We start from the raw sequence: 25,972 nt of genomic DNA on the forward strand, positions 1-25,972 counted from the left end.
AGTTCTGAGGCAACGACCGTTGCCGGATTTGAGTAGAACGCACAATTAAAGAGTGTGCTTGTTCGCTCGAAACCATTAGGGTTTCGGTGGTCATAGCGTAGGGGAAACGCCCGGTTACATTTCGAACCCGGAAGCTAAGCCTTACAGCGCCGATGGTACTGCAGGGGGGACCCTGTGGGAGAGTAGGACGCCGCCGAACAATCTTTGGGAAGGACCCCTGGTCCCCAGCGTTCAGCTGGGGACCAGGGGTCCTTTCGTTTTTCCAGGGCGCACCGGGTGGCCGGCTGCGCGAGAATGACTTGCGGTACCGAAGACAGGAGTCACCGATGTCCACCAACTCTCCCGACGACCGACCGGAGCGCGACCAGCGGCCACGGGACAGCGGTGACCGCGGTGACCGTAGAGGTCAGCGGGGGGACCGGGGCGGGTTCCGCCGCGACGACCGCCGGGGTGACGACCGTGGCGGCCAGCGTGGCGGCTTCCGCCGGGACGATCGAGACCGTGGGCCCCGTCGGGACGATCGCGATCGTGGTGGCGACCGGGGTTTCCGCCGCGATGACCGGGGTGGTGACCGTCCGCCCTTCCGCCGCGACGACCGCGGTGACCGAGGTGACCGGGGTGACCGTCCCTCGTACCGCCGCGACGACCGTCGTGACGATCGCCCTGCCTTCCGTCGCGACGACCGACGCGACGACCGTCCCCCCTTCCGTCGTGACGACCGTCGGGACGACCGCCCTCCATTCCGGCGTGACGACCGCCGTGACGACCGCGGTGGCTTCCGTCGGGACGACAACCGTGGGGAGCGCGGTGGCTTCCGCCGTGACGACCGTCGTGATGACCGCCGTGACGGTCGCCGCGAGGACAACCGGGGTGGAGGGTACGAGCGTCGGGACGACCGGGACCGTGGTGGCGACCGGGGTTTCCGTCGCGATGACCGGGGTGGTGACCGTCCGCCCTTCCGCCGCGATGACCGCGGTGACCGGGGCGACCGTCCCTCGTACCGCCGTGACGACCGGCCTGCCTTCCGTCGCGACGACCGCCGTGACGACCGGCCTGCCTTCCGCCGCGATGACCGTCGGGACGACCGACGCGATGACCGCCGTGACGACCGTCCCCCCTTCCGTCGGGACGACCGCCGGGACGAACGACGTGACGATCGGCCTGCTTTCCGGCGTGACGACCGTCGCGACGATCGCGGTGGCTTCCGTCGGGACGACAACCGTGGGGAGCGCGGTGGCTTCCGCCGTGACGACCGTCGTGACGACGGCCGGGGTGGCGACCGCGGTGGCGACCGTGGTGGGTTCCGTGGGCGGGACGACCGCGGCGGCCGTGGGCCCCGTCGTGACGACCGGGGCGGGCGGCCCGGCGGCTACCGGGGGCGCGACGACCGGCACGGTGGTGGCGGTGGCCGCTTCCGTGAGGAGCGGGACCGCGACCGGGACCGCGAGCCGATCAAGCGCCTGCCGATCCCCGAGGAGGTCACGGGTGACGAGATCGACAGGGACGTACGGCAGGAGCTGCAAAGCCTGCCCAAGACGCTCGCGGAGGACGTCGCCAGGAACCTGGTGATGGTGGCGCGGCTGCTGGACGAGGACCCGGAGGCCGCGTACGGCTACTCCAGGGTGGCCCTGCGCCTGGCGTCCCGCGTCGCCGCCGTACGGGAGGCGGCCGGGTTCGCGGCGTACGCCAACCAGAAGTACAGCGAGGCGCTGGCGGAGTTCCGGGCCGCGCGGCGGATGACCGGGTCCGTGGAGCTGTGGCCCGTGATGGCCGACTGCGAGCGGGGGCTCGGCCGGCCGGAGAAGGCGCTGGACATGGCCGGCGCCCCGGAGGTGCACAAGCTGGACAAGGCCGGGCAGGTCGAGATGCGTCTCGTGGCGGCCGGTGCGCGCCGGGACATGGGGCAGCTGGACGCGGCCATCGTGACGTTGCAGAGCCCTGAGCTGGCCTCCAACTCCGTACAGCCGTGGACCGCGCGCCTGCGGTACGCCTACGCCGACGCGCTGCTGGCCGCAGGCCGGGAGCAGGAGGCGCGGGAGTGGTTCGCGAAGGCCGTGGAGTCGGACCGGGACGGCAGCACGGACGCCTCCGACCGGCTCGCCGAGCTGGACGGCGTGGAGTTCATGGACGCCCTGGACGAGGATGAGGACGAGTCCGAGAGCCAGGGCGAGAGCCCTTCCGCCGAGGACGATGACAAGGACTGACGGTTCTACGGCCGTGAGGGCCTGACGGCCTGACGGGCCGATGGCGAGTCGAAGGGGGCGGGGCCGGTTCACGGGCCCGCCCCCTTCGGCGTGTCGTCAGGACCGTCTCAGGTGTCGAGTGCGCGCAGCACCAGACCCGAGGCCGGTTTCGGGCCGAAGGACGTGGACTTGCGGGGCATCGTGACGCCCTGTTGGGCCAGGTCGCGGACGACCTCCTCGCGGACCGGGTGCATCAGTACCGCCGTACCGCCGTCGCGTTCGGCCTTCTCGACGGTGGCCGCCGTGTCGTGGATGTAGGAGATGTGGGACGCCGAGTCGTCGGGGACGTGCCAGACGTGGGCGAGGAGCGTGGCGTGCAGGACGGTGGCGTCCAGGGTGCGCCAGGCCTCGGGCCGGTCGGTGGGGACCGTGCGGGCCAGCAGGCCGGGATCCGGCAGGTCGACGAGGTGGAAGGCGCCGTCGCCGGCGAGGAGGAAGGCGTTGCCCGCGTCGGCCGCCTTCGCCAGGGTTTCCAGGGACGCGTCCAGCGGCGTGTCCAGGCGGCGGACGCGGAAGTGTCCGTCCAGGGCGGCCACGGCGTCGTGCAGCGGGACGCCGTGCAGCAGCCGGTGGATGGCGCGGACGCGGAGCGGGTAGCGGGCCGTGTCGACCAGGAGGACCAGACCGTGGTCCCAGGGACTGGGCGAAGGGTGTTCCGCGCGCAGGGTGCGATAGGTGGCCCAGCGGTGGTGGCCGTCGGCGATGAGAGCCTGGTGCCGGGACAGCTCGGCCCGGACGCGGGCCACGGTGCCCGGGTCGGTGACCGACCACAGGCGGTGGCAGAAGCCGTCCTCCGTGGTCGTGGAGAGGAGCGGCGGCTGCTCGGCGGTGTGTTCCACGAGGGCCGTGGTGGCCGGCGCCTCGTCGTCGCCGCGGTAGGTCAGGAGCAGTGGTTCGAGGTTCGTCCGGGTGGCCCGCATGAGCGCCGCGCGGTCGGCGACGACGTGGGGCATGACGTCCTCGTGCGGCAGGACCACCCGCTCGTCGGGGTCCGACACGCGCAGGGCACCGATGACGCCGCGCTGCACCATGCCGTCGCGGTCGCGTTGCTCGTAGACGTACAGGCCCGGTTCGGGGTCGGTGGTCAGGACGCCCGCCGCCGTCCAGCGCCGCAGGGTGCGGGCGGCCTGCTCGTTGCGCGCCTCGGGCGTGGCGGCCTGGGGCAGGATCAGCCGGACGATGTTGTACGGGTCGGCGGACTCGAGGTGGAGCAGGCCGTCGGGGCGGACCACGACGTCGTAGGGAGGGGAGGTCACGGCGGCCAGGCTGCCGACCCGGTCGGGGTCGTAGCGGAGGCCTCGGAACGGGGTGAGTTCCAGGCCCCGGCGCGCCGTTGCTTCCGGGTGACCTGCTGAGTTCATCCCGGCATCGTACGTGTGTCAGTGGCATGGGGGATGATCGGGGGAAAGGCGACGAACAAGGAGCGATGCGGAATGAGCCGGAGCGTCAGGACGAGGCCCGACGGCAGTGGGCAGGGCCTGAACGAGGCCTACGACACGGCGCTGCTCGACCTGGACGGCGTGGTGTACGCCGGGGGCAACGCGATCGCTCACGCCGTCGACTCCCTCGCCACGGCCCGCGACGGCGGCATGCACCTGGCCTACGTCACCAACAACGCGCTCCGGACGCCCGACGCGGTGGCCGCGCACCTGACCGAGCTGGGGATACCGACGGGGGCCGAGGACGTCATCACGTCGGCGCAGGCCGTGGCCCGGCTGATCGCCGAGCAGCTGCCCTCGGGAGCACGGGTGCTGGTGATCGGCGGGGAGGGCCTGCGTGTGGCGCTGCGTGAGCGCGGTCTCGAGCCCGTGGAGTCGGCCGAGGACGATCCGGCGGCCGTCGTGCAGGGGTTCGGCGGCCCGGAGCTGCCGTGGGGGCGGTTCGCCGAGGCCTGTTACGCGATCGCGCGGGGAGTGCCCTGGTACGCCTCCAACACCGACCTGACCATTCCGGGCGCCCGCGGGATCGCCCCGGGCAACGGCGCCGCGGTGGAGGTCGTGCGGATCGCGACCGGTGCCGAACCGCAGGTCGCGGGGAAGCCGCTGCCGCCCATGCACCGGGAGACGATCCTGCGGACCGGCGCCCGGCGCCCGTTGGTGGTGGGCGACCGGCTGGACACCGACATCGAGGGCGCGTTCAACGGCGAGGTCGACTCGCTGCTCGTCCTGACCGGCGTGACCGACGGGGCACAACTGCTGGCGGCGCCGCCGCAGCACCGGCCGACGTACGTCGACGCCGATCTGCGCGGACTGCTCACCGGGCAGCCGGAGGTCATGGGGGACGCGGAGGGAGGCTTCCGCTGCGGAGGCTGGACGGCGACGGCCGCCGGGGAGCGGCTGGAGCTGGACGGCGAGGGCGCGGTGCTGGACGGACTGCGGGCGCTGTGCGCGGCGGCCTGGACGGCGGGCGGGGAGCGGGGTTGCGGGCTGGACTCGGGGAAGGCGCTGGCGCGGCTGGGATTGTGACGGCGGCGTACGGGGAAGGCGCGCGGTCGCGGGCCGGCGCACGCCGGGTGTATGCCCGGCCGGGCGGCCTCGGGAAGGCGCGTGCCAGGTGTGTGCCCGGCCGGGGCGGCCTCGGGAAGGCTCGGGGATCGTGATCGATTGGCAGGGTAGGCTAACCTAACTGCGTGTTGGTCGACAGTCCCCCCGAACAGCGCGCGGAGACCGCTCCCGCGCCGCCCTCCAAGCGCCGCGTCCTGCGTGCCGCGGGGCTGCCCGTCTCCGTGGCGGTCCTGGTGCTGATCGTGCTGGCGAGCATCGCGATCGGCGCGAAGGACCTGTCTCTGGCGGAGGTCTGGCACGGCCTCTTCCACGACTCGGGCACCTACGGCGACGTCGTGGTCGGCGAGCGGCTGTCGCGGACCGTCCTCGGCCTGCTGGCCGGCGCCGCCCTCGGTCTCGCCGGAGCCGTACTGCAAGCGCTGACCCGCAATCCGCTGGCCGATCCCGGACTGCTCGGCATCAACGCGGGGGCCTCGGCGGCCGTCGTCACGGGCATCACCTTCTTCGGCGTCACCTCACTGACCGGGTACGTCTGGTTCGCCTTCGCCGGTGCGGCCGGCGTCGGCGCGCTGGTCTGGTTCCTGGGCGGCAGCCGGGGGGCCACGCCGGTGCGGCTGGTGCTGGCCGGTACCGCGATCAGTGCCGCGCTCTTCGGCTACCTCCAAGCCGTAATGATCATGGACGATGCGGCGCTGGGCAGGATGCGTTTCTGGACGGTCGGTTCGCTCGCCTCGGCGACGAACGGGACCATCAAGGAAGTGCTGCCCTTCTTCGTGGTGGGCACGGTCCTCGCCCTCGCCCTCGCCCGGCCGCTCAACGCCATGGAGATGGGCGACGACACCGCCAAGGCCCTCGGTGCCAACCTGAACCGCACCCGGGCGCTGTCCATGCTCGCCGCGACCGTGCTGTGCGGCGCCGCGACCGCGGCCTGCGGGCCGATCGTCTTCGTCGGGCTGATGATCCCGCACATCGTCCGCTCCTTCACCGGACCCGACCTGCGGTGGATCCTGCCCTACGCGGCGATCCTGTCCCCGGTGCTGCTGCTCGGCGCGGACGTCCTCGGCCGGATCGTCGCCCGGCCCTCGGAACTCCAGGTCGGCATCGTCACCGCCGTCCTCGGCGGGCCGGTCTTCATCTTTCTCGTACGACGGCGGAGGACGGCCCAGCTGTGAAGAACGGGAAGAACGGACAGACCGCGAAGTACGGGCAGACCGCGAAGGCCGCGAAGGCCGTGAGGACCGCGAAGACCGTGAGGGCCGCGAAGACCGCGAAGACCGGGAAGAGCAACCGGGCCGTCCGCACGCCGGGCGGGCTGTCCCTCCGCCTGGACGTGCGGGCCGTGGTCGTCGTCGCGCTGCTGCTGCTCCTCGCGCTCGCCGCGAGCGTCCTGCTGATCGGCACCGGCGACTTCGACATACCGGCCGTCGACGTGCTGAAGACCCTGGTCGGCCAGGGCAACGCCGGGCAGGAGTTCATCGTCAACGAGCTGCGGCTGCCGAGGGTCCTGGTCGGGCTGCTGGTCGGCGGCGCGCTCGGGGTCGGCGGCGCGCTCTTCCAGGCCATCTCCCGCAACCCGCTCGGCAGTCCGGACGTCCTGGGCCTCGGGCAGGGCGCGACGGCCGGCGCGCTCATCATGATCGTCCTGTTCTCCGGCAGCTCGGCCCAGGTCACCGTCGGCGCGCTCGTCGGCGGCCTCGTGACCGGTCTCGCCATCTACCTGCTCGCCTGGAAGCGGGGTGTGCACGGATACCGGCTGGTCCTGGTCGGTATCGGCGTGTCCGCGATCGTCACGGCCGTCAACGGCTACCTGCTCACCCGCGCCGACATCGTCGACGCCTCCCGCGCCGTGGTCTGGATGACCGGCTCCCTCAACGGCCGCGACTGGGACCAGGTCTGGCCCCTGCTCGCGCTGTGCGCCGTACTCGTGCCGCTGGTGCTCACCAACGGACGGGCGCTGCGGATGATGGAGATGGGCGACGACGTCTCGTACGCCCTCGGGGTGCGCGTCGAGCGGGTGCGGGCGCTGCTGATGGTGGCCGCCGTCCTGCTCACCGCCGCGGCCACCGCCGCCGCCGGACCGGTCAGCTTCGTGGCGCTCACCGCGCCGCAGCTCGCCCGGCGCCTCACCCGCTCGCCCGGCCCGAACCTGCTGCCGTCCCTGTGCATGGGTGCCGCCCTGCTGGTCGGCGCGGACTTCGTCTCGCAGCGGGCCTTCGGCGCCGACCAACTGCCCGTGGGCGTCGTCACCGGCGTGCTCGGCGGCGTCTACCTGCTGTGGCTGCTGGTCACCGAGCGCAAGGCGGGCCGGATATGAGCGCCGGTGCCGACGTCCGCAGCGGGCCCAAGAACCAAAGGAGCAACGTGAACCGCCTGACCGCCGAGAACGTCACCCTCGCCTACGACCAGCGGGTCATCGCGGAGAAGCTGTCGGTGGAGATACCCGACAACTCCTTCACCGTGATCGTCGGCCCTAACGCGTGCGGCAAGTCCACCCTGCTGCGCGCCCTGTCCCGGATGCTCAAGCCGAGCCAGGGCCGGGTGCTGCTCGACGGATCGGTCATCCAGTCGATGCCCGCCAAGCAGGTCGCCCGGACCCTCGGCCTGCTCCCGCAGTCCTCCATCGCGCCCGACGGCATCACCGTCGGCGACCTCGTCGGCCGCGGCCGCTACCCGCACCAGGGCATCCTGCGCCAGTGGTCCACCGAGGACGAGCGCGTCGTCCAGGAGTCGATGGCCCAGACGGGCATCTCCGAGCTGGCCGACCGCTACGTCGACGAACTCTCCGGCGGACAGCGCCAGCGGGTGTGGATCGCCATGGCGCTCGCCCAGCAGACCCCGCTGCTGCTCCTGGACGAGCCGACGACGTACCTGGACATCCAGCACCAGATCGACGTCCTCGACCTGTGCGCGGAACTCCACGAGGAGCAGGGCCGCACCCTCGTGGCCGTGCTGCACGACCTCAACCACGCCGCCCGCTACGCCACCCACCTCATCGCCCTGCGCGACGGGCAGGTCATCGCCGAGGGCGCGCCGAAGGACATCGTCACCGCCGACCTGGTCGAGCGGGTCTTCGGGCTGCGCTGCCAGGTCATCGACGATCCGGAGACGGGTACGCCGCTGGTGGTGCCGGCCGCCCGCAAGGGGCGCGCCGAGCAGCGGAGCAAGCAGGTGCAGGCGGCCGCTACAGGAGCTTCCTGAGCCGCTACAGGAGCTTCCTGAGCCGGAAGAGGTCACGCAGGCCCGCCTCCAGCTTCACCCGGCCCGAGCCCCAGGCCTTGGCGAAGTTCAGTTCCCCCGCCACCAGGGCGACCAGGTCGTCGCCGGTCATCGCCAGCCTGATCTCGGCCTTCTCGCGCGGCGGCCCCGCAAGGGTGTCGCGCACGTCGATGCGGCCGTCCGCCATGCGTCCGGCGAAGGTGACGTCCAGGTCGGTGATGTGGCAGCTCACCGAGCGGTCCAGCTCGGTGGCCGACCGCACGTCCCCTTCCGCGTCCCGCAGGTTGTCCGAGAGCTTGTCGAGTGCGGCACGGCACTCCTCAGTCGTCGCCATCGGGACCGACCGTACCCCAGCGCCACGCGGTAGCGTCGGGGCATGAGCGACGCAGTACCGGAGCCGGAGCCCCGGCCCGAGGAGACGGAGCCCGGTGCCCACCCGGACCCCGGGTACGAGCCGGCCGCCCCCGCCCCGCTGGGCGTCCCGCGCGGCCCCACCGGGAACGTCGAGGTCGACGCCGGACTCGCGCGGCTGGCCGACGCCGACCACCTGGCCACCGACGGGCATGTCGAGGTGTACGAGGATGTACACCGGGGGCTGCGCGACGCGCTCACCGCGCTCGACGCCCGCCCGGGACCACCGGCGCCCCCGTCGCCGCCATCACCGTACGACCGCAGGAGCTGAACCGAACGTGGCAGGAGTCGCACGCCGCCGTCTCGACGCGGAGCTGGTGCGCCGCAAGCTGGCGCGCTCGCGCGAGCACGCGAGCCAGCTGATCGCCGCCGGGCGGGTCACCGTCGGCAAGACCGTCGCGACCAAACCCGCCACGCAGGTCGAGACCGCCGCGGCGATCGTGGTGACCGCCGACGACGACGACCCCGACTACGTCTCGCGCGGCGGCCACAAGCTCGCCGGCGCCCTGGCCGCCTTCGTACCGCAGGGCCTGGTCGTCGAGGGGCGGCGGGCGCTGGACGCCGGTGCCTCCACCGGCGGCTTCACCGACGTACTGCTGCGGGCGGGCGCCGCGCACGTCGTCGCCGTGGACGTCGGCTACGGACAACTCGCGTGGAGTCTCCGGCAGGATGAACGCGTCACCGTCAAGGACCGTACGAACGTACGCGAGTTGACGCCGGAAGCGATCGATGGGGAGCCCGTGGACCTTGTCGTGGGGGATCTGTCCTTCATCCCGCTCGGACTGGTACTGCCCGCACTGGTGCGGTGCACCCGGCCGGACGCCGACCTGGTGATGATGGTCAAGCCGCAGTTCGAGGTGGGGAAGGAACGTCTCGGCAGCGGGGGAGTGGTACGCAGTGCGCAGCTGCGGGCCGAGGCCGTGACGGGGGTCGCCCGCCGGGCCTGGGAGCTGGGGCTCGGAGTGAAGGGGGTCACCGCCAGTCCGCTGCCGGGTCCCTCCGGGAACGTCGAGTACTTTCTGTGGCTGCGGGCCGGGGCCGGTGAACTGGACCCGGCCGACGTTGACCGTGCAGTGGCGGAGGGGCCGCGTTGACACAGAACCGAGCGCGTACTGTTTTCCTGCTCGCCCACACCGGGCGTCCCGCTGCCATCCGCAGCGCGGAGCTGGTGGTCAAGGGGCTGCTGCGGGCCGGGATCGGCGTCCGGGTCCTGGAGGCCGAGGCGCGCGACCTGCCGCTGCCGGGTGAGGTGGAGCTGGTCGGCGAGGCCACTCCGCAGTGCCTGGACGGGTGCGAGCTGCTGATCGTGCTGGGCGGCGACGGCACGCTGCTGCGCGGCGCCGAGTTCGCCCGCGCCTCCGGGGTGCCGATGCTCGGCGTCAACCTCGGGCGGGTCGGCTTCCTCGCGGAGGCCGAGCGCGACGACCTCGACAAGGTCGTCGACCGGGTGGTGAGCCGGGCCTACGAGGTCGAGGAGCGGATGACCGTCGACGTCGTCGTGCACCGCAACGGCGACATCGTGCACACCGACTGGGCGCTGAACGAGGCCGCCGTGCAGAAGGCGGGCGCGGAGAAGCTGCTGGAAGTCGTGCTGGAGATCGACGGCCGGCCGGTGACCGGGTTCGGCTGCGACGGCATCGTGCTGTCGACGCCGACCGGGTCGACGGCGTACGCCTTCTCGGCCGGGGGCCCCGTGGTGTGGCCCGAGGTGGAGGCGCTGCTGATGGTGCCGATCAGCGCCCACGCGCTGTTCGCGAAGCCGCTGGTGACCTCGCCGGACTCGGTGCTCGCGGTGGAGGTGCTGCCGCACGTCCCTCCGGGGGTGCTGTGGTGCGACGGGCGCCGGACGGTGGAGCTGCCGCCCGGGGCGCGGGTGGAGGTGCGGCGGGGGGCGGTGCCGGTGCGGCTGGCCCGGTTGCACCACGCGTCGTTCACCGACCGGCTGGTGGCGAAATTCGCGTTGCCGGTTTCCGGATGGCGAGGGGCGCCGCACTAGCGGACTCGATGGGGTGGTTCGGGTGCGTCGCGGGCCGCGGGTGCGTTGTGGCTGGTCGAGCAGTTCCACGCGCCCCTGAGCGGCGTGCCCTGCACGGCGTTGCAAGGGCGGCCTGTGTGCGCTTTCCACCCTCGACCTCGTATGGTCGTGTCCGTGCTTGAGGAGATGCGGATACGGTCGCTCGGGGTCATCGACGACGCCGTGGTCGAGCTGTCGCCCGGGTTCACCGCTGTCACCGGTGAGACGGGTGCCGGCAAGACCATGGTGGTCACCAGCCTGGGGCTGCTGCTCGGCGGACGCGCCGACGCGGCGCTCGTACGGATCGGGGCGAAGAACGCGGTCGTCGAAGGGCGCATCGCCGTGCCCGGCGGCGCCGCGGCCGCCGTCCGGGCCGAGGAGGCCGGGGCCGAGCTGGACGACGGGGCGCTGCTGATCAGCCGTACCGTGTCCGCCGAGGGAAGATCGCGCGCGCACCTGGGCGGGCGGTCGGTGCCGGTGGGGATGCTCGCCGAGCTGGCCGACGAGCTGGTGGCCGTGCACGGGCAGACCGACCAGCAGGGGCTGCTGAAGCTGAACCGGCAGCGGCAGGCCCTGGACCGGTACGCGGGCGACGCGGTCGCCGGACCGCTGGCCAAGTACGCGGAGGCCTACCGCCGGCTGCGGGCCGTCGTCCGTGAGCTGGAGGAGATCACCACGCGCGCGCGTGAGCGCGCCCAGGAGGCCGATCTGCTCCGCTACGGCCTCGACGAGATCGCCGCCGTCGAGCCGCGCGCCGGTGAGGACGTGGAGCTGGCGGAGGAGGCGGAGCGGCTGGGACACGCCGAGGCGCTCGCGTCGGCCGCCACGGCCGCCCACGCCGCCCTGGCGGGCAACCCGGAGGACCCCGAGGGGGTGGACGGCTCCACGCTCGTCGCGGGCGCGCAGCGGGCCCTGGACGCCGTACGGTCCCACGACCCGGCGCTGGCCGCGCTCGCCGAGCGGATCGGCGAGGTCGGCATCCTGCTGCGCGACGTGGCCGGGGAACTCGCCGGGTACGCCGACGACCTGGACGCCGACCCGCTGCGGCTGGCGGCGGTGGAGGAGCGCCGGGCGGCGCTCACCGCGCTGACGCGGAAGTACGGCGAGGACGTCGCGGCCGTGCTGAGCTGGGCCGAGGAGAGTGCGGCGCGGCTCACGGAGCTGGACGGGGACGACGAGCGGATCGGCGAGCTGACCGCCGAGCGGGACGCGCTGCGGGCGGACCTGGGCGGGCTCGCGCAGGCGCTGACCGACGCGCGGACCGAGGCCGCCGAGCGGTTCGCCGCCGCGGTGACCGCCGAGCTGGCGTCGCTCGCCATGCCGCACGCGCGCGTGTCCTTCGCGATCCGGCAGACCGAGGACCCGGAGGGCGTCGAGGTCGGCGGGCGGACCGTCGCCTACGGGCCCTCGGGCGCCGACGAGGTGGAGCTGCTCCTCGCCCCGCACCCGGGAGCGCCGCCGCGGCCGATCGCCAAGGGCGCGTCCGGCGGTGAGCTGTCGCGCGTGATGCTGGCCGTGGAGGTCGTCTTCGCGGGCACCGATCCCGTGCCGACGTACCTCTTCGACGAGGTCGACGCCGGGGTCGGCGGCAAGGCGGCGGTGGAGATCGGGCGGCGGCTGGCGCGGCTGGCGAAGAGCGCGCAGGTCGTGGTCGTCACGCACCTGCCGCAGGTGGCCGCGTTCGCCGACCGGCAGCTGCTGGTGGAGAAGACGAACGACGGCTCGGTCACCCGCTCCGGCGTGAAGGTCCTGGAGGGCGAGGAACGCGTCCGGGAACTCTCCCGGATGCTCGCCGGCCAGGAGGACTCGGAGACGGCCCGTGCGCACGCGGAGGAACTGCTGGAGGCGGCCCGCGCCGACCAGTAGGACGTCGGCGTCCGCGCGGGCGCCGCGGCGGTCCCCACAGCCATGCCCGGGGTGGGCGGGGCCACGGCGCGACGTTCACTCGTACGAGTGAGGCGGTTCCGTGTCGTTGTCCCGTCGGCCGTCCGCCCGTGGCCGCCGTCGTTCCCGGAACACCCGTGCGGCCTGGCATCCTTGACGGAGCGGCGCACCGGAATCCGCCCGGCGCACCCCGTCCGCACCATCCTTCTGTACGTTCTTCGTGACCGTCCCCCGCCGAACCAGGAGCCCCGGCCAGGTGACCCCTGTGAGCAGCCACTCACCGCACGGCCAGTCGCCGCTGCGCACCGTGCAGGTACTGGGCGGTGGCAACGCCGGCAGCAGCGCGCACGTGCGCTCACTGGCCGCGGGGCTCGTCGCGCGGGGCGTGAAGGTGACGGTGTGCGCCCCCTTCGATGCGGAGCGCACCTACGACTTCACCGGCGCCGGGGCCGACCACGTGCACGTGCCGCGCAGCAGCGATCCCGTCTCGGTGGCCGCGCTGCGCACGGTGTGCGCCGAGGCCGACCTGGTGCACGCGCACGGACTGCACGCCTCCTTCCGGGCCGTGCTGGCCCTGAGCGGACGGCGGGTGCGCACCCCGCTCGTCGTCACCTGGCACGACCGGGCGCACGCCGAGGGGGCCCGCGGCCAGCTGCTGCGCGTGCTGGAGCGGCGGGTGCTGAAGGCCGCCACCGTCGTGCTCGGCGCCACCTCGGAGCTGGTCGACGGGGCGCGGCGCACGGGCGCGCGGGACGCCCGTCTCGGCCCCGTCGCGCTTCCCGCCCGGCCGGACCGGCCCGCCGGGCCCGAGGACCCCGACCGGCTGCGGCCCAAGGTCCGGGCCGAACTCGGCGCCATCGACCGCCCGTTGCTGATCGCGGTCGGCTCCCTGGAGCCGCACCGGGGATACGACATCCTGCTCGACGCCGCGCGCGTGTGGCGGCGCCTCGACCCGGCGCCGCTGGTCGTGGTCGCCGGGGAGGGCCCGCTGCGCGGGGAGTTGCAGGGGCGGATCGAGGGCGAGGGACTGCCGGTGGTGCTCGCCGGCAGCCGCGACGACGTGCCCGACCTGCTGGCGGCGGCCGACCTCGCGCTGCTGCCGAGCCGCCGGGAGCCGGGGCGTTCCGTCCTCGCCCAGGAGGCGCTCCACGCACGCGTGCCGCTCGTCGCCGGTGGCGTCGGCGGTATCCCCGAGCTGGTCGGCGACGCCGCCGAACTGGTGCCGCCGGGGGACGCGGCGGCGCTCGCCGACGCCGTGGTCCGCCTGCTCGCCGACCCCGCGCGGCAGGACGAACTGCGAGAGCGGGGCGTACGGCAGGCGGCCACCTGGCCGACCGAGGACGAGACCGTCGCCCAGGTGCTCAGCGTCTACGACGAGTTGACGCAGCCCACGCCGTTGCTCTAGGCACCCGCCCGCGGGTTCCGACCGGCTCCGCAGCCGCCGCTACGGCACGTGCCGGCGGGCGCGCAGCGCCAGGCTCAACGCCAGTACGGTCTGCGGGTCGTCGAGGTCCGTGCCCAGCAACTCCCCGATCCGGGCCAGCCGGTTGTAGAGCGTCTGCCGGTTGAGGTGGAGCTCGCGCGCCGTCTCCGCCTTGCGCCCGGCATGGGCCAGGTACGTCTGGAGGGTGGGCAGCAGGGGCGGTTTCGAGCGGTCGTCGTGGTCCCGCAGCGGGCCGATCGCCCGGTCCACGAACGCCGCGAGGTCCGGGTGGTCGCGCAGCCGCCACAGCAGCAGGTCGATGTCCAGGCGCCGCGCGTCGTACCAGGGCCGGTCGGTGAGGCCCTGCGCCGCGGTCGCCGTCTCCGCCGCGTGCCTGAGGCCCGCCGAGGCCGCCGCCCAGCCGCCGGACACCCCGACGACCACGACGGGCGGCTGCGCTCCCGGGCGCTGCATCCCGGCCCGTGCCACGCCCGCCCGCAGCGCCGCCGCGACCCGGTCGGCGACCGCCGCCCGCTCCGACTCCGCGCGCAGCCCCAGCAGCAGCGGGACCCGGCCCTCCACCGGCCGCACGCCCAGCAGGACCGGCACCCCCACCGAGGCCAGCTCCTCGGCGACCGCGCGTGCCAGCACCGCCCAGCCGCCGCCCGCGGGGGACAGGGCGTCGCCCAGCCGCATCACCACCGGGAGCAGCGGTCCCGAGCCCGGCTTGAAGCCCAGGACCCGGGCCTGCGCCGGGGCGTCCCGCGCGGTGATCCGGCCCTCGGCCAGGTCGGTGAGGAAGTCGCCCCGCCCGCGTGCCGCCAGCTCCTCCTCCTGCCGTGCCTGCATCAGCACGACGGCGAGGATGCCCGCCGCCCGCTCCGCCGCCATCCGGTGCACCGGCGCCGGCGAGGACCGTACGGGCAGCACGACGAGGCGGGCCCGGACCGACCCCGTGCCGGGGCCCCCGCCGGGCACGTCCACCAGGACCGAGCCCGCCGGGGGCGGCGCCTCCTTGTGCGGGCCCCGCAGCCCCTCCCAGACCTGGAGGGGGTCGGCGCCCTCGGGTCCGGAACCGGCGGCGTACAGCAGGCGGCCGTCGGTGGTCTCCAGGAAGACCGGGTTCCCGGCGAAGTCGGCCAGGATGGCGAGGACCTGCGGCACCCCGCCGCCGCCCAGCAGGGCCTCGGTGCAGCGGCGGTGCACCTCCTCGGCCCGCTGGAGCAGTGCGTAGTGGCCGTTGACGATCTCGGTGTGGATCTCCTCGGTGACCGTCACGAACGGCACCTCGCGGTGCAGCTGCACCAGCGGCAGCCCGGCCGCGCGGGCCGTGTCGACCAGCGCGGCCGGCAGCCGGGCGAAGCGCGGGCCCAGCTCCACGACGAGCGCCGCGATGCCGCGCTCGGCCAGCGTGCGCACGAACGCCCGCTGCTCGGCGGGGCGGGTGCCCAGGCCGTACCCGGTGGTCAGCAGCAGTTCGCCGCCCTTGAGCAGCGAGGCGATGTTGGGCACCTCGCCCGCGTGCACCCAGCGCACCGTGCGCTGCATGCGGTCGGCGCCCGCGACGATCTCCGGCAGCCCGCTGCGCAGCCCGGGCAGCTCCAGTGCCCGTCGCACGGTGATCCCGGCGCCCTGCGTGTCGAATCCGCTGCTCGTGCCGCTGTCCATGAGCCGGACGCTACCCGGCCGGGCCCCACCCGGGACATCCACCCGGGTCGACTCCCGGGCCTCCCGCGGAGCGGCGGTCGACCCGGGCGGCGAACGGACGGTCAGCCGCCGTATGCCCCGCTCGCCGTCAGCCGGAGGGCCGTGTCGATCAGGGGGACGTGGCTGAAGGCCTGCGGGAAGTTGCCGACCTGGCGTTGCAGGCGGGGGTCCCACTCCTCGGCGAGGAGGCCGAGGTCGTTGCGCAGGGAGAGGAGCTTCTCGAACAGCTTCCGTGCCTCGTCGACCCGGCCGATCATCGCCAGGTCGTCGGCCATCCAGAACGAGCAGGCCAGGAAGGCGCCCTCGTCGCCCGGCAGCCCGTCGACGCCCTCGTCCTTGCCGTCCGTCGGGTAGCGCAGGATGAAGCCGTCCGAGGTGGACAGCTCCCGCTGGATGGCCTCGATGGTGCCGATGACCCGCTTGTCGTCCGGCGGCAGGAAGCCCATCTGGGGGATCAGCAGCAGGGAGGCGTCCAGCTCCTGGGAGCCGTAGGACTGCGTGAAGGTGTTGCGCTCCTTGTCGTAGCCCTTCTCGCACACGTCCCGGTGGATGTCGTCGCGCAACTGCTTCCAGCGCTCCAGCGGGCCGTCCGCGTCGCCGGACTCGATCAGCTTGATGGTGCGGTCGACGGCGACCCAGGCCATCACCTTGGAGTGCACGAAGTGGCGGCGCGGGCCGCGCACCTCCCAGATGCCCTCGTCCGGCTCGTTCCAGTGGTCCTCCAGGTAGCGGATCAGCTTGAGCTGGAGCACCGAGGCGTAGTCGTTGCGGGCCAGGCCCGTCATGTGGCCCAGGTGCAGGGCCTCGGTCACCTCGCCGTAGACGTCCAGCTGGAGCTGGTGGGCCGCGCCGTTGCCGACCCGGACCGGCGTCGAGTTCTCGTAGCCCGGCAGCCAGTCCAGCTCCGCCTCGCCCAGTTCCCGCTCGCCGGCGATGCCGTACATGATCTGGAGGTTCTCGGGGTCGCCGGCGACCGCGCGCAGCAGCCACTCGCGCCAGGCGCGGGCCTCCTCGCGGTAGCCGGTGCGCAGCAGCGAGGACAGGGTGATCGCGGCGTCGCGCAGCCAGGTGTAGCGGTAGTCCCAGTTGCGGACGCCGCCGATGTCCTCCGGCAGGGAGGTGGTGGGCGCGGCGACGATACCGCCGGTGGGGGCGTAGGTGAGGGCCTTGAGCGTGATCAGGGAGCGGACCACGGCCTCGCGGTAGGGACCGTGGTATGTGCAGTGCTCGACCCAGTCGCGCCAGAAGTCCTCGGTGGCCACCAGCGACTGCTCGGGCTCCGGCAGCGCCGGCGGCTCCTTGTGCGAGGGCTCCCACGAGATCGTGAACGCCACCCGCTCACCCGGCGCCACCGTGAAGTCCGCGTACGTGGTCAGCGCCTTGCCGTAGGTCTCCGCCTCCGTGTCGAACCACACGGAGTCCGGGCCCGCGACGGCCACCGTGCGGCCCTCGTGCTTGTGCACCCAGGGGACCACCCGGCCGTAGCTGAACCGCATCCGCAGCTCCGAGCGCATCGGCACCCGGCCGGAGACGCCCTCCACGATCCGGATCAGCTGCGGCGCGCCGTCGCGCGGCGGCATGAAATCGGTCACCCGGACGGTGCCGCGCGGGGTGTCCCACTCGGACTCCAGGATCAGCGAGTCGCCGCGGTAGGTCCGCCGGGCCGAGGTGGGCGGTTCGGCGCCCGGCGCGTAGGCGGGGCCGAGCCGCCAGAAACCGTGCTCCCCGGTGCCCAGCAGGCCGGCGAAGATGGCATGCGAGTCGAAGCGGGGCAGGCACAGCCAGTCGACTGTGCCGTCCCGGCAGACCAGGGCAGCGGTCTGCATGTCTCCGATGAGTGCGTAGTCTTCGATGCGCCCGGCCACGTGCAACTCCAGTCGAACGGCCACGTCACCCCGCATGGGGGCGGTCGCTAGTGCGGTCAGCGGTCAAGGGTGGGGTCAGGGGTGTGTTCAGGGATGTGTGTCGGGGACGGATGTCCTGCGTGCCATGCCTCGTTGAGTCATGAAGCAAAGCAGCCGTCCGGCCGTGCAGCCAAACGTGGTGCCCCGAACGACAATTGTTGCTCAACGAACTGACGAGCTCTCGTTGTTCCGGTGCTGACGGGCGAGGGGTGGTGCCGTGTCGCCGGGCGGGCTCGGCAGCGAACGTCCGAGCAGGATACGACGCACGTAGATGATCTGTGTGCCGCTCCGGGCAACCCGGGTCCGCCGAACGGGTGACCACCCGGTGAGGAAACGGTGACGGCTCCACCTGCGTGTCCGGGCGTGCGCGGAGGGTGGCCGGACGCCATCGCCCCGAGGCGCTGATACGCTGGTAGCCCGTGGACCGGTGGGAGAAAAACCCCGGAACCGCAGCGACGGCGCCGCCGACGACACCCGGGACGACCGGGTCGGAGGACGAACGCACCGCACCCCAGACCGCGACCACGGGAGCCCCCTCTTGGCCATGCCGCCCAAATCTTCGACGACCAAGCACATCTTCGTCACCGGGGGTGTCGCCTCCTCGCTCGGCAAGGGGCTCACCGCCTCCAGCCTCGGCATGCTGCTCAAGGCCCGCGGCCTGCGCGTCGTGATGCAGAAGCTCGACCCGTACCTGAACGTCGACCCCGGCACGATGAACCCCTTCCAGCACGGTGAGGTGTTCGTCACCAACGACGGCGCCGAGACCGACCTGGACATCGGCCACTACGAGCGCTTCCTCGACCGCGACCTCGACGGCTCGGCCAACGTCACCACCGGCCAGGTGTACTCCACGGTGATCGCCAAGGAGCGGCGCGGCGAGTACCTGGGCGACACCGTCCAGGTCATCCCGCACATCACCAACGAGATCAAGCACCGCATCCGCCGCATGGCGACGGACGAGGTCGACGTCGTGATCACCGAGGTCGGCGGCACGGTGGGCGACATCGAGTCGCTGCCGTTCCTGGAGACCGTCCGCCAGGTCCGGCACGAGGTCGGCCGCGACAACGTGTTCGTGGTGCACATCTCGCTCCTGCCCTACATCGGCCCCTCGGGCGAGCTGAAGACGAAGCCCACCCAGCACAGCGTCGCCGCCCTGCGCAACATCGGCATCCAGCCGGACGCGATCGTCCTGCGCTGCGACCGCGAGGTCCCGACCGCGATCAAGCGCAAGATCTCCCTGATGTGCGACGTCGACGAGGCGGCCGTGGTGGCCTGCCCCGACGCCCGCTCCATCTACGACATCCCCAAGGTCATCCACACCGAGGGCCTGGACGCCTACGTCGTCCGCAGGATGGACCTGCCGTTCCGCGACGTGGACTGGACCACCTGGGACGACCTGCTCGACCGGGTCCACAACCCCGAGCACGAGATCGTCATGGCCCTGGTCGGCAAGTACATCGACCTGCCCGACGCCTACCTCTCGGTGACCGAGGCGCTGCGCGCGGGCGGCTTCGCCAACAAGGCGCGGGTGAAGATCAAGTGGGTCACGTCCGACGACTGCAAGACCCCGGCCGGTGCCAGGGCGCAGCTCGGCGACGTCGACGCGATCTGCATCCCGGGCGGCTTCGGCGAGCGCGGTGTCACCGGCAAGGTGGGCGCGATCCAGTACGCCCGGGAGAACGGGATCCCGCTGCTCGGCCTCTGCCTGGGCCTGCAATGCATCGTCGTCGAGGCCGCGCGCAACCTGGCCGGTGTCGAGGACGCCAACTCCACCGAGTTCGACCCCGCCACCGCCCACCCGGTCGTCTCCACCATGGCCGAGCAGCTGGACATCGTGGCCGGCGAGGGCGACATGGGCGGCACCATGCGGCTCGGCATGTACCCGGCGAAGCTGGCCGAGGGCTCCATCGTGCGCGAGGTCTACGACGGCAAGGAGTACGTCGAGGAGCGGCACCGCCACCGCTACGAGGTGAACAACGCCTACCGCGCGGAGCTGGAGAAGAAGGCCGGCATCCTCTTCTCGGGCACCTCCCCGGACGGCAAGCTCGTCGAGTACGTCGAGTACCCGCGCGACGTCCACCCCTACCTGGTCGCCACGCAGGCGCACCCGGAGCTGCGCTCGCGCCCGACCCGCCCGCACCCGCTCTTCGCCGGGCTGGTCAAGGCCGCGGTCGAGCGGAAGACGTCGAAGTAACACACCAGTTGTACGGTGGCCGGGGCGCGCGCACTCAAACGGCGCGGGCCCCGGCTTTCGCGTACGTCTGGAAGGGCAGGTCAGGCAATGACGGGCAGCACGATCAAGGACACTCCCGAGGAGTGGGAGATCCGGGGCAGCCAGACCCCCTTCCGGGGCAAGAAGACCTCGGTCCGCACGGACGACGTGGTGATGCCCGACGGCTCGGTCGTGACCCGCGACTACCAGGTCCACCCCGGCTCGGTCGCCGTCCTCGCCCTGGACGCGGAGGGCCGGGTGCTGGTCATCCGGCAGTACCGGCACCCCGTGCGCGAGAAGCTGTGGGAGATCCCGGCCGGACTGCTCGACGTCCCCGGTGAGAACCCGCTGCACGCCGCCCAGCGCGAGCTGTACGAGGAGGCGCACGTCAAGGCCGAGGACTGGCGGGTGCTGACCGACGTCTACACCACCCCCGGCGGCTGCGACGAGGCCGTACGGATCTTCCTCGCCCGGGACCTGTCCGAGGCCGCCGGTGAGCGCTTCGAGGTCGAGGACGAAGAGGCCGACATGGAGCTGGAGCGGGTGCCCGTCGCCGACCTGGTCCGGGGGGTGCTCGCGGGAGAGCTGCACAACAACTGCCTGGTCGTGGGCGTGCTCTCGCTGGTCGCGGCCGAGCAGGGCGACGGGCTCGAAGCACTGCGTCCGGCGCTGGCGCCGTGGCCGGCACGGCCCTTCGAGGCCTGAGGGCGGCCCTCCGATCCGCATTGGTGTGACCATCGGCTGATCCGATCGGGCGATGTGCCCGCCGCGCTCCACCGGGAACGTCGCAGAGCGTGAACTAGGCTCTCAAACGCCCGAACCGGGCTTCCGGCGGGCACCGGCGTGCGGTGGGATCGGGAGTGTGGCCCGTGACGGATCAGGCGGTGGACACGGACGGCGTACGACTGTCCCAGGACCCTGCTGAGGACAGCGGATTCCTGGGCCGCACCCGGGAGCTGAAGGAGCTGCGCGCCGACATCGAGCGCGCCGGCCTCGACACCCTCTCCGGCCGCAAGGCCCCTCGCGCGCGCGTGCTGCTCGTCGCGGGCCGCCCCGGCTCGGGGCGCACCGCGCTCGCCGAGGAACTGGCCGCGCGGGTCGCGGACGACTATCCGGACGGCGTCCTGCGGGCCCGGCTGAGCGAGCCGGACGGCACCCGCGTCCCCGTCGAACGCCTCGCCCGGGACCTGCTCGGCGCACTGGACCGCTCCGCCCCGCCCGGCGCCGACGAGGACGACCTCACCGAGGCCCTGCGCACCGCGCTCGCCGACCGCAGGGTCCTGCTCCTGCTCGACGCCGTCGCGGACGCGGAGCAGGTCGACGCGCTGCTGCCGGACACCCCGGACTGCCTGGCCGTCGCCGTGGCCGAGGGCCCGCTGACCGGCATCGCGGACGTCCGGCCGTGCACCCTGGGGGGCCTGGACACCAAGTCCGCCGTGGAGCTGCTGTCCCGCCACACCGGCTCGGTCCGCGTCACCGTCGACCCCCGGGCCGCCGAACACCTGGTCGAGCTGTGCCAGGCCCAGCCGGCGGCGCTGACCCTGGCCGGCGGCTGGCTCGCGGCGCGCCCCCAGGCGGCCGTCGCCGACCTCGCCAAGCACGTGCACGCGGAGAGCGACGAGGGGGGCGCGCTCGGCCGCGTCTTCGGCCTCGTCTACGCCTCCCTGCCCAGCACCGCCGCCCGCATGCTGCGGCTGCTCTCCCTCGCCCCGGCGGGCCTGGTCGACCCGCACACCGCCTCCGCGCTCGCCGGCTGCTCGGTGAGCGGCGCCCGCAGCACCCTGGACGACTTCGTCGCCCACGGCCTGCTGCGCGCCGTCGACTCGCCACTGCCCGAGTACGAGGTCCCCGGGTGCCTGCACGGCCGGCTGAGCGCCCTAGCCCGCAGGCACGACCGGCCCGCCGAGCTGCAACTGGCCCGCGCCCGCATGCTGGAGCGCACCGTGCGGCTGCTCCAGTCCTGCCGGGCGGTCACCGAGACCGACAGCCCGCAGGCCCGTGAGAAACTCCTCGCCACGCCGCGCGACCTGCGCTTCCCGCACCCGAGGGCCGCCGCCGACTGGCTGCGCGCCCGGCGTCCCGCCCTGCTGGCCGCGGCCCGCCTCGCGGTCGCCGACGGCGAGCTGGACACCCTCGCCCGCAGGCTCATGTCCCAGCTGGTGCGGGCCATGGTGGCCCACTTCGGCACCCGGGCCGCGGCCCCCGACCTGTACGGGATCCACCGGCTCGTCCTCGACGTGGCCGAGCGCCGCGAGCTGCCCCGGGAGAAGGCGGCGGCGCTGCTGAACCTGGCCGACCTGGACGCCCGCACCGGCCGCACCGCCGAGGCCCTGGTGCGCTACCGGGCCGCGCTGGACGCCGGACGCGAGGCGAACGACCCGTACGCGACCGGCCGCGCGATGGAATCCGTCGGCGGCGCCCACCTGGAGCTGGGCGACTACGACCGCGCCGCCGACTGGTTCGGCCGGGCCCTCGCCCAGCGCCTCGCCCGCGACGAACGCGCCGACGCCGCCCGGGTCTACGGGCGTCTCGCCACCGCCCACACCTACGCGGGCCGCTACGGCGAGGCGGTGCGGTCCTGGCGTGCGGCCGTCGCCGGGCACCGCAAGTCCGGCGACGTGGCCGCGCACGCGCGGGCGCTGGCCGAGCTGGCCCGGGTCCAGGAGTACGCCGGGCGGCCCGAGGAGTCGCTGCGCACCTGCCGGGAGGCCGTCGACTGGGCCCGCCGGGCGGAGGACGACCGGCTCCAGGCCGCCCTGCACCTGCGGCTCGCCGACACGCTGGACCGGCTCGGCGACCCCACCGCTGCGGGCCTGGAGCGGAGTACGGCCGAACGGATGTTGAGGGAAGAGCCCGCAGAGGCCTGCGAAATCCGTAGCGCGGTGACTGAAGATTGATGCTTTGAAAGGCTAGACAGAGAGAACACCTTCATTAGACTGGCTCTGCCGCACATTCTCCTGCGGTCTCTCCCGGTGTGCCCGCGCTTGAGCGGGTATGCCTTGTAATAGCCCATCCTCTGAGCCAAGGACCGTGATCCACGTGAAGGTCGGCATCCCCCGCGAGGTCAAGAACAACGAGTTCCGGGTGGCCATCACCCCCGCCGGCGTGCACGAGCTGGTGCGCCACGGTCACCAGGTCGTCGTCGAGCACGGCGCCGGCGTCGGCTCCTCGATCCCCGACGCGGAGTACGTCGCGGCCGGCGCGCGGATACTCGACACCGCCGACGAGGTCTGGGCCACCGCGGACCTGCTCCTGAAGGTCAAGGAGCCGATCGCGGAGGAGTACCACCGCCTGCGCAAGGACCAGACGCTCTTCACCTACCTGCACCTGGCCGCCTCCAAGGAGTGCACGGACGCGCTCGTCGAGTCCGGCACCACCGCCATCGCCTACGAGACGGTCGAGCTGCCCAGCCGCGCGCTGCCGCTGCTGGCTCCGATGTCCGAGGTCGCGGGCCGGATCGCCCCGCAGGTCGGCGCCTACCACCTGATGGCCCCCAACGGCGGGCGCGGCGTGCTGCCCGGCGGTGTGCCCGGCGTGACCCCCGCCAAGGCCGTCGTCATCGGCGGTGGCGTCTCCGGCTGGAACGCCACCCAGATCGCCGTCGGCATGGGCTTCGACGTGACCCTGCTCGACCGCGACATCAACAAGCTGCGCGAGGCCGACAAGATCTTCGGCACCAAGGTCAAGGCCATCATGTCCAACTCCTTCGAGCTGGAGAAGGCCGTCGTCGACGCCGACCTGGTCATCGGCGCGGTGCTCATCCCGGGCGCCAAGGCCCCGAAGCTGGTCACCAACGAGCTGGTCTCCCGCATGAAGCCGGGCAGTGTCCTTGTCGACATCGCGATCGACCAGGGCGGCTGCTTCGAGGACTCGCACCCCACCACGCACGCCGAGCCGACCTTCAAGGTCCACAACTCGGTCTTCTACTGCGTCGCCAACATGCCGGGCGCGGTGCCCAACACCTCCACCAACGCGCTCACCAACGCCACGCTGCCCTACATCGTCGAGCTGGCCGACCGCGGCTGGGCCGAGGCGCTGCGCCGCGACCCCGCGCTGGCCAAGGGCCTCAACACCCATGACGGCAAGGTGGTGTACCGCGAGGTCGCCGAGGCGCACGGCCTGGAGTATGTCGACCCGGCGACTCTGCTCGCCTAAGTCACCAAACGGCAAAGGCGATACGTCAACAGCCGTCGTCAACCTCGCACACCCGGCCGGACCTTGCCCGACAAGGTCCGGCCGGGTGTGTGTATGGTCACTTTGCGATTCTCGGTCAACTCGCCTCGAACGTAACGCTTCAACCGATTCGCGCACCGGTGAAACCTGCCGTGCGACGGCCGTACGCCCTTGACAGAGGGATGTTTCATTGCCGACACATCGGGCCGGGTCCGGCGGATTGTGTTGCTGCGGACGGCCGACACGCCATAGAGTCGCCGAACGTCGGCATGGTGCCACGCTGACCTGTCTAGAAGTTCCCTGGTCACCAAGGAGGTAAGACGACTTGTGAATGAGTCGACATTTACTCCCGGGGGTGGTCAACCAGGAATGCCGGCACGGACCCACGGTCCCGGGCGTCTCGAGGCGGTCGGCTCCGTAGCTGTACGCACCTCCGCAGCCGACCACCACAGTCCGCAGGCAACTCGGACAGCACACATGAGTATGGATGGCCAACACGTGAACGCCATGGCCGGCGACGGAAGTGGCGCGCCCCGCAACCACTTCGCCGACTACGACGAACTGCCCGAGGGGCACTTCTACGACCCGGACGCGGAGTACGAGCCGGATCCCGAGTACGCCGCCACGCTCGCGCCCGACGCGGCCCGACAGCGCCGTGAGCGCATCGGCCCGACCGGACGCCCGCTGCCGTACTTCCCGATCCCGGGCCCGCTGACCGAGCACGGCCCCGCCAAGATCATCGCGATGTGCAACCAGAAGGGCGGCGTGGGCAAGACCACGTCGACCATCAACCTGGGTGCCGCGCTCGCCGAGTACGGGCGCCGGGTGCTGCTCGTCGACTTCGACCCGCAGGGCGCGCTGTCGGTCGGTCTCGGCGTCAACCCGATGGAGCTCGACCTCACCGTCTACAACCTGCTCATGGAGCGGGGTATGGCGGCCGACGAGGTGCTGCTGAAGACCGCGGTCCCCAACATGGACCTGCTGCCCAGCAACATCGACCTGTCGGCGGCCGAGGTGCAGCTGGTGAGCGAGGTCGCGCGCGAGTCCACCCTCCAGCGGGCGCTGAAGCCGCTGATGGACGACTACGACTACATCGTCATCGACTGCCAGCCCTCGCTCGGCCTGCTCACGGTCAACGCGCTGACCGCCGCGCACAAGGTGATCGTGCCGCTGGAGTGCGAGTTCTTCGCGCTGCGCGGTGTGGCGCTGCTGACCGAGACGATCGAGAAGGTCCAGGAGCGGCTCAACCCCGACCTGGAGCTGGACGGCATCCTCGCCACGATGTACGACTCGCGCACGGTGCACAGCCGTGAGGTGCTCGCGCGGGTCGTCGAGGCGTTCGACGACCACGTCTACCACACGGTCATCGGGCGCACGGTCCGCTTCCCGGAGACCACGGTCGCCGGTGAGCCGATCACCACGTACGCCTCCAACTCCGTCGGTGCCGCCGCCTACCGCCAGCTCGCCAGGGAGGTGCTCGCCCGGTGTCACGCCGAGTGAGTCTGCCGGGGGCCGACGAACTCTTCCGTACGACAGGGGGAATGGCGCTCCAGGCGTCCACCCCGCGGCGACCGGCGGGCGGCGAGGCCCGGGTGCCGGCCCCGGCGGGGGAGAGCGACCAGAGCGCCGCCGAGGACGCACCGCAGTCGGTCCCCGCGCAGGGCGGGGACGGCGAGGGCGCGGAGCACGCCGCGGCGGACGCGGAGCCCGGCTCGGCCGGCGAGTCGCACACCCGGGGCACGGAGCGCTCCGCACGGGCCTCGGGGCCCGGTACGGGCGCGCAGGAAGGTTCTGCCGCCGACCGGCCCCGCAAGCGCGGCAGAGCCGCCGCACGGCGCCCCAGCGGGCGTGAGCGCCACGACGAGAAGATCACCGTGTACGTCTCGGCCGAGGAGCTGATGGACCTGGAACACGCCCGCCTGGTGCTCCGGGGCGAGCACGGCCTGGCCGTCGACCGCGGCCGCATCGTCCGCGAGGCGGTCGCCGTGGTCCTGGCCGACCTGGAGACCCGCGGGGACGCCAGCATCCTCGTACGACGGCTGCGCGGGCGGTAGCGGTAGCCTGCGGGGGCCATGACCTCGAACGACGCCCCCCGCCCCGACCGCGGCCCGCGCCCCGGCCGCCGGCGTGCGCTGGGCAGGGGCCCGGCGGCGGCCGCGCCGCTCGCCGAGGAGACGCCCGCCGTCGACGACGCGTCCGGGACCGCCGGAGCGGCACCCGCCGAACAGGACGTCCAGGCCGGAGCGGCACCCGGCCCCACGGCCTCGGTACCCGGTCCCGC

21 protein-coding genes, 1 rRNA gene and 1 pseudogene are annotated in these 25,972 nt (G+C 73.0%); 18 read left to right on the forward strand and 5 right to left on the reverse strand.

What is annotated here, in order from left to right; all coding sequences use genetic code 11:
- The first annotated feature begins 82 nt into the window (after positions 1-82).
- Positions 83-199, forward strand: a 5S ribosomal RNA gene (rrf, locus tag B9W62_RS30170).
- A gap of 121 nt (positions 200-320) precedes the next feature.
- On the opposite strand, the gene B9W62_RS40510 is transcribed toward rrf, so the two are convergent.
- Complete coding sequence (locus B9W62_RS40510) at positions 321-1,523, reverse strand: hypothetical protein (protein ID WP_218782026.1); 1,203 nt, start codon at positions 1,521-1,523, stop codon at positions 321-323.
- Here B9W62_RS40510 and B9W62_RS40515 point away from each other — a divergent pair.
- A complete protein-coding gene (locus tag B9W62_RS40515) occupies positions 1,461-2,204 on the forward strand; it encodes a tetratricopeptide repeat protein (protein WP_218782018.1) in 744 nt (247 codons plus the stop codon). The genes B9W62_RS40510 and B9W62_RS40515 overlap by 63 nt on opposite strands.
- A 107-nt stretch (positions 2,205-2,311) precedes the next feature.
- Here B9W62_RS40515 and B9W62_RS30185 read toward each other — a convergent pair whose 3' ends face one another.
- Positions 2,312-3,604 carry a DUF1015 domain-containing protein gene (locus B9W62_RS30185; protein WP_087810109.1) on the reverse strand — a complete coding sequence of 431 codons (1,293 nt, stop codon included), beginning with the start codon at positions 3,602-3,604 and terminating at the stop codon, positions 2,312-2,314.
- A gap of 72 nt (positions 3,605-3,676) precedes the next feature.
- On the opposite strand from B9W62_RS30185, the gene B9W62_RS30190 reads away from it, so the two are divergent.
- From B9W62_RS30190 to B9W62_RS30205, 4 genes are all read left to right on the forward strand, one after another.
- Positions 3,677-4,708: an HAD hydrolase-like protein gene (locus B9W62_RS30190; protein WP_087810110.1), complete on the forward strand. Its 1,032-nt coding sequence runs from the start codon at positions 3,677-3,679 to the stop codon at positions 4,706-4,708.
- 164 nt (positions 4,709-4,872) lie between these two features.
- Entirely contained in the window at positions 4,873-5,919 is a 1,047-nt protein-coding gene (locus B9W62_RS30195; protein ID WP_087810111.1) for a FecCD family ABC transporter permease, read from the forward strand.
- Positions 5,920-5,978: 59 nt separating this feature from the next.
- Positions 5,979-7,061, forward strand: coding sequence for a FecCD family ABC transporter permease (locus B9W62_RS30200; RefSeq protein ID WP_373433747.1), 1,083 nt, complete (start codon positions 5,979-5,981; stop codon positions 7,059-7,061).
- On the forward strand, positions 7,058-7,945 hold the full coding sequence (locus B9W62_RS30205) for an ABC transporter ATP-binding protein (protein WP_087810113.1): 888 nt from the start codon (positions 7,058-7,060) through the stop codon (positions 7,943-7,945). The genes B9W62_RS30200 and B9W62_RS30205 overlap by 4 nt, the downstream gene beginning before the upstream one ends.
- Before the next feature lie 4 nt (positions 7,946-7,949).
- Here B9W62_RS30205 and B9W62_RS30210 read toward each other — a convergent pair whose 3' ends face one another.
- A complete protein-coding gene (locus tag B9W62_RS30210; RefSeq protein WP_087810114.1) occupies positions 7,950-8,297 on the reverse strand; it encodes an SCP2 sterol-binding domain-containing protein in 348 nt (115 codons plus the stop codon).
- Positions 8,298-8,339: 42 nt separating this feature from the next.
- Here B9W62_RS30210 and B9W62_RS30215 point away from each other — a divergent pair, with 42 nt between their 5' ends.
- The 5 genes from B9W62_RS30215 to B9W62_RS30235 all read left to right on the forward strand — a co-directional run bounded on the left by B9W62_RS30215 (position 8,340) and on the right by B9W62_RS30235 (position 13,677).
- The gene (locus B9W62_RS30215; protein ID WP_087810115.1) at positions 8,340-8,645 is read left to right on the forward strand and encodes a hypothetical protein; all 306 of its coding nucleotides are present in this window, start codon (positions 8,340-8,342) and stop codon (positions 8,643-8,645) included.
- 7 nt (positions 8,646-8,652) lie between these two features.
- Positions 8,653-9,468 (forward strand): hemolysin, encoded by an 816-nt coding sequence (locus tag B9W62_RS30220; protein ID WP_087810116.1) that lies wholly within the window; start codon positions 8,653-8,655, stop codon positions 9,466-9,468.
- Entirely contained in the window at positions 9,465-10,370 is a 906-nt protein-coding gene (locus B9W62_RS30225) for an NAD kinase (protein ID WP_052842112.1), read from the forward strand. Before B9W62_RS30220 ends, B9W62_RS30225 begins: the two co-directional genes overlap by 4 nt.
- A gap of 141 nt (positions 10,371-10,511) precedes the next feature.
- Complete coding sequence (gene recN, locus B9W62_RS30230) at positions 10,512-12,254, forward strand: DNA repair protein RecN (protein WP_179235745.1); 1,743 nt, start codon at positions 10,512-10,514, stop codon at positions 12,252-12,254.
- Positions 12,255-12,528: 274 nt separating this feature from the next.
- On the forward strand, positions 12,529-13,677 hold the full coding sequence (locus B9W62_RS30235; protein WP_179235746.1) for a glycosyltransferase family 4 protein: 1,149 nt from the start codon (positions 12,529-12,531) through the stop codon (positions 13,675-13,677).
- A gap of 39 nt (positions 13,678-13,716) precedes the next feature.
- Here the strand turns inward: B9W62_RS30235 and B9W62_RS30240 are convergent, their stop codons facing one another.
- Positions 13,717-15,363 carry a PucR family transcriptional regulator gene (locus B9W62_RS30240; RefSeq protein ID WP_087810118.1) on the reverse strand — a complete coding sequence of 549 codons (1,647 nt, stop codon included), beginning with the start codon at positions 15,361-15,363 and terminating at the stop codon, positions 13,717-13,719.
- Positions 15,364-15,464: 101 nt separating this feature from the next.
- Positions 15,465-17,267, reverse strand: a complete 1,803-nt coding sequence (locus B9W62_RS30245) for a glycoside hydrolase family 15 protein (RefSeq protein WP_179236150.1) — start codon at positions 17,265-17,267, stop codon at positions 15,465-15,467.
- A 583-nt stretch (positions 17,268-17,850) separates the two neighbouring features.
- Between B9W62_RS30245 and B9W62_RS30250 the strand changes: the two genes are divergently transcribed.
- From B9W62_RS30250 to B9W62_RS40355, 7 genes and pseudogenes are all read left to right on the forward strand, one after another.
- The gene (locus tag B9W62_RS30250) at positions 17,851-19,500 is read left to right on the forward strand and encodes a CTP synthase (protein ID WP_087810120.1); all 1,650 of its coding nucleotides are present in this window, start codon (positions 17,851-17,853) and stop codon (positions 19,498-19,500) included.
- An 87-nt stretch (positions 19,501-19,587) separates the two neighbouring features.
- Positions 19,588-20,223, forward strand: a complete 636-nt coding sequence (locus B9W62_RS30255; RefSeq protein WP_087810121.1) for an NUDIX domain-containing protein — start codon at positions 19,588-19,590, stop codon at positions 20,221-20,223.
- 164 nt (positions 20,224-20,387) lie between these two features.
- A complete protein-coding gene (locus tag B9W62_RS30260; protein ID WP_179235747.1) occupies positions 20,388-22,415 on the forward strand; it encodes a tetratricopeptide repeat protein in 2,028 nt (675 codons plus the stop codon).
- Positions 22,416-22,557: 142 nt separating this feature from the next.
- A complete protein-coding gene (gene ald / locus B9W62_RS30265) occupies positions 22,558-23,673 on the forward strand; it encodes an alanine dehydrogenase (RefSeq protein WP_087810123.1) in 1,116 nt (371 codons plus the stop codon).
- 387 nt (positions 23,674-24,060) lie between these two features.
- On the forward strand, positions 24,061-25,191 hold the full coding sequence (locus B9W62_RS30270; protein WP_078606569.1) for a ParA family protein: 1,131 nt from the start codon (positions 24,061-24,063) through the stop codon (positions 25,189-25,191).
- 41 nt (positions 25,192-25,232) lie between these two features.
- Positions 25,233-25,745: a hypothetical protein gene (locus tag B9W62_RS30275; RefSeq protein ID WP_256976630.1), complete on the forward strand. Its 513-nt coding sequence runs from the start codon at positions 25,233-25,235 to the stop codon at positions 25,743-25,745.
- Positions 25,746-25,763: 18 nt separating this feature from the next.
- Positions 25,764-25,972 (forward strand): annotated as a pseudogene (locus B9W62_RS40355) (segregation/condensation protein A); the annotation flags it as partial.

This window comes from Streptomyces sp. CS113, assembly GCF_002188365.1.
In the GTDB taxonomy this organism is placed as follows: domain Bacteria; phylum Actinomycetota; class Actinomycetes; order Streptomycetales; family Streptomycetaceae; genus Streptomyces; species Streptomyces tendae.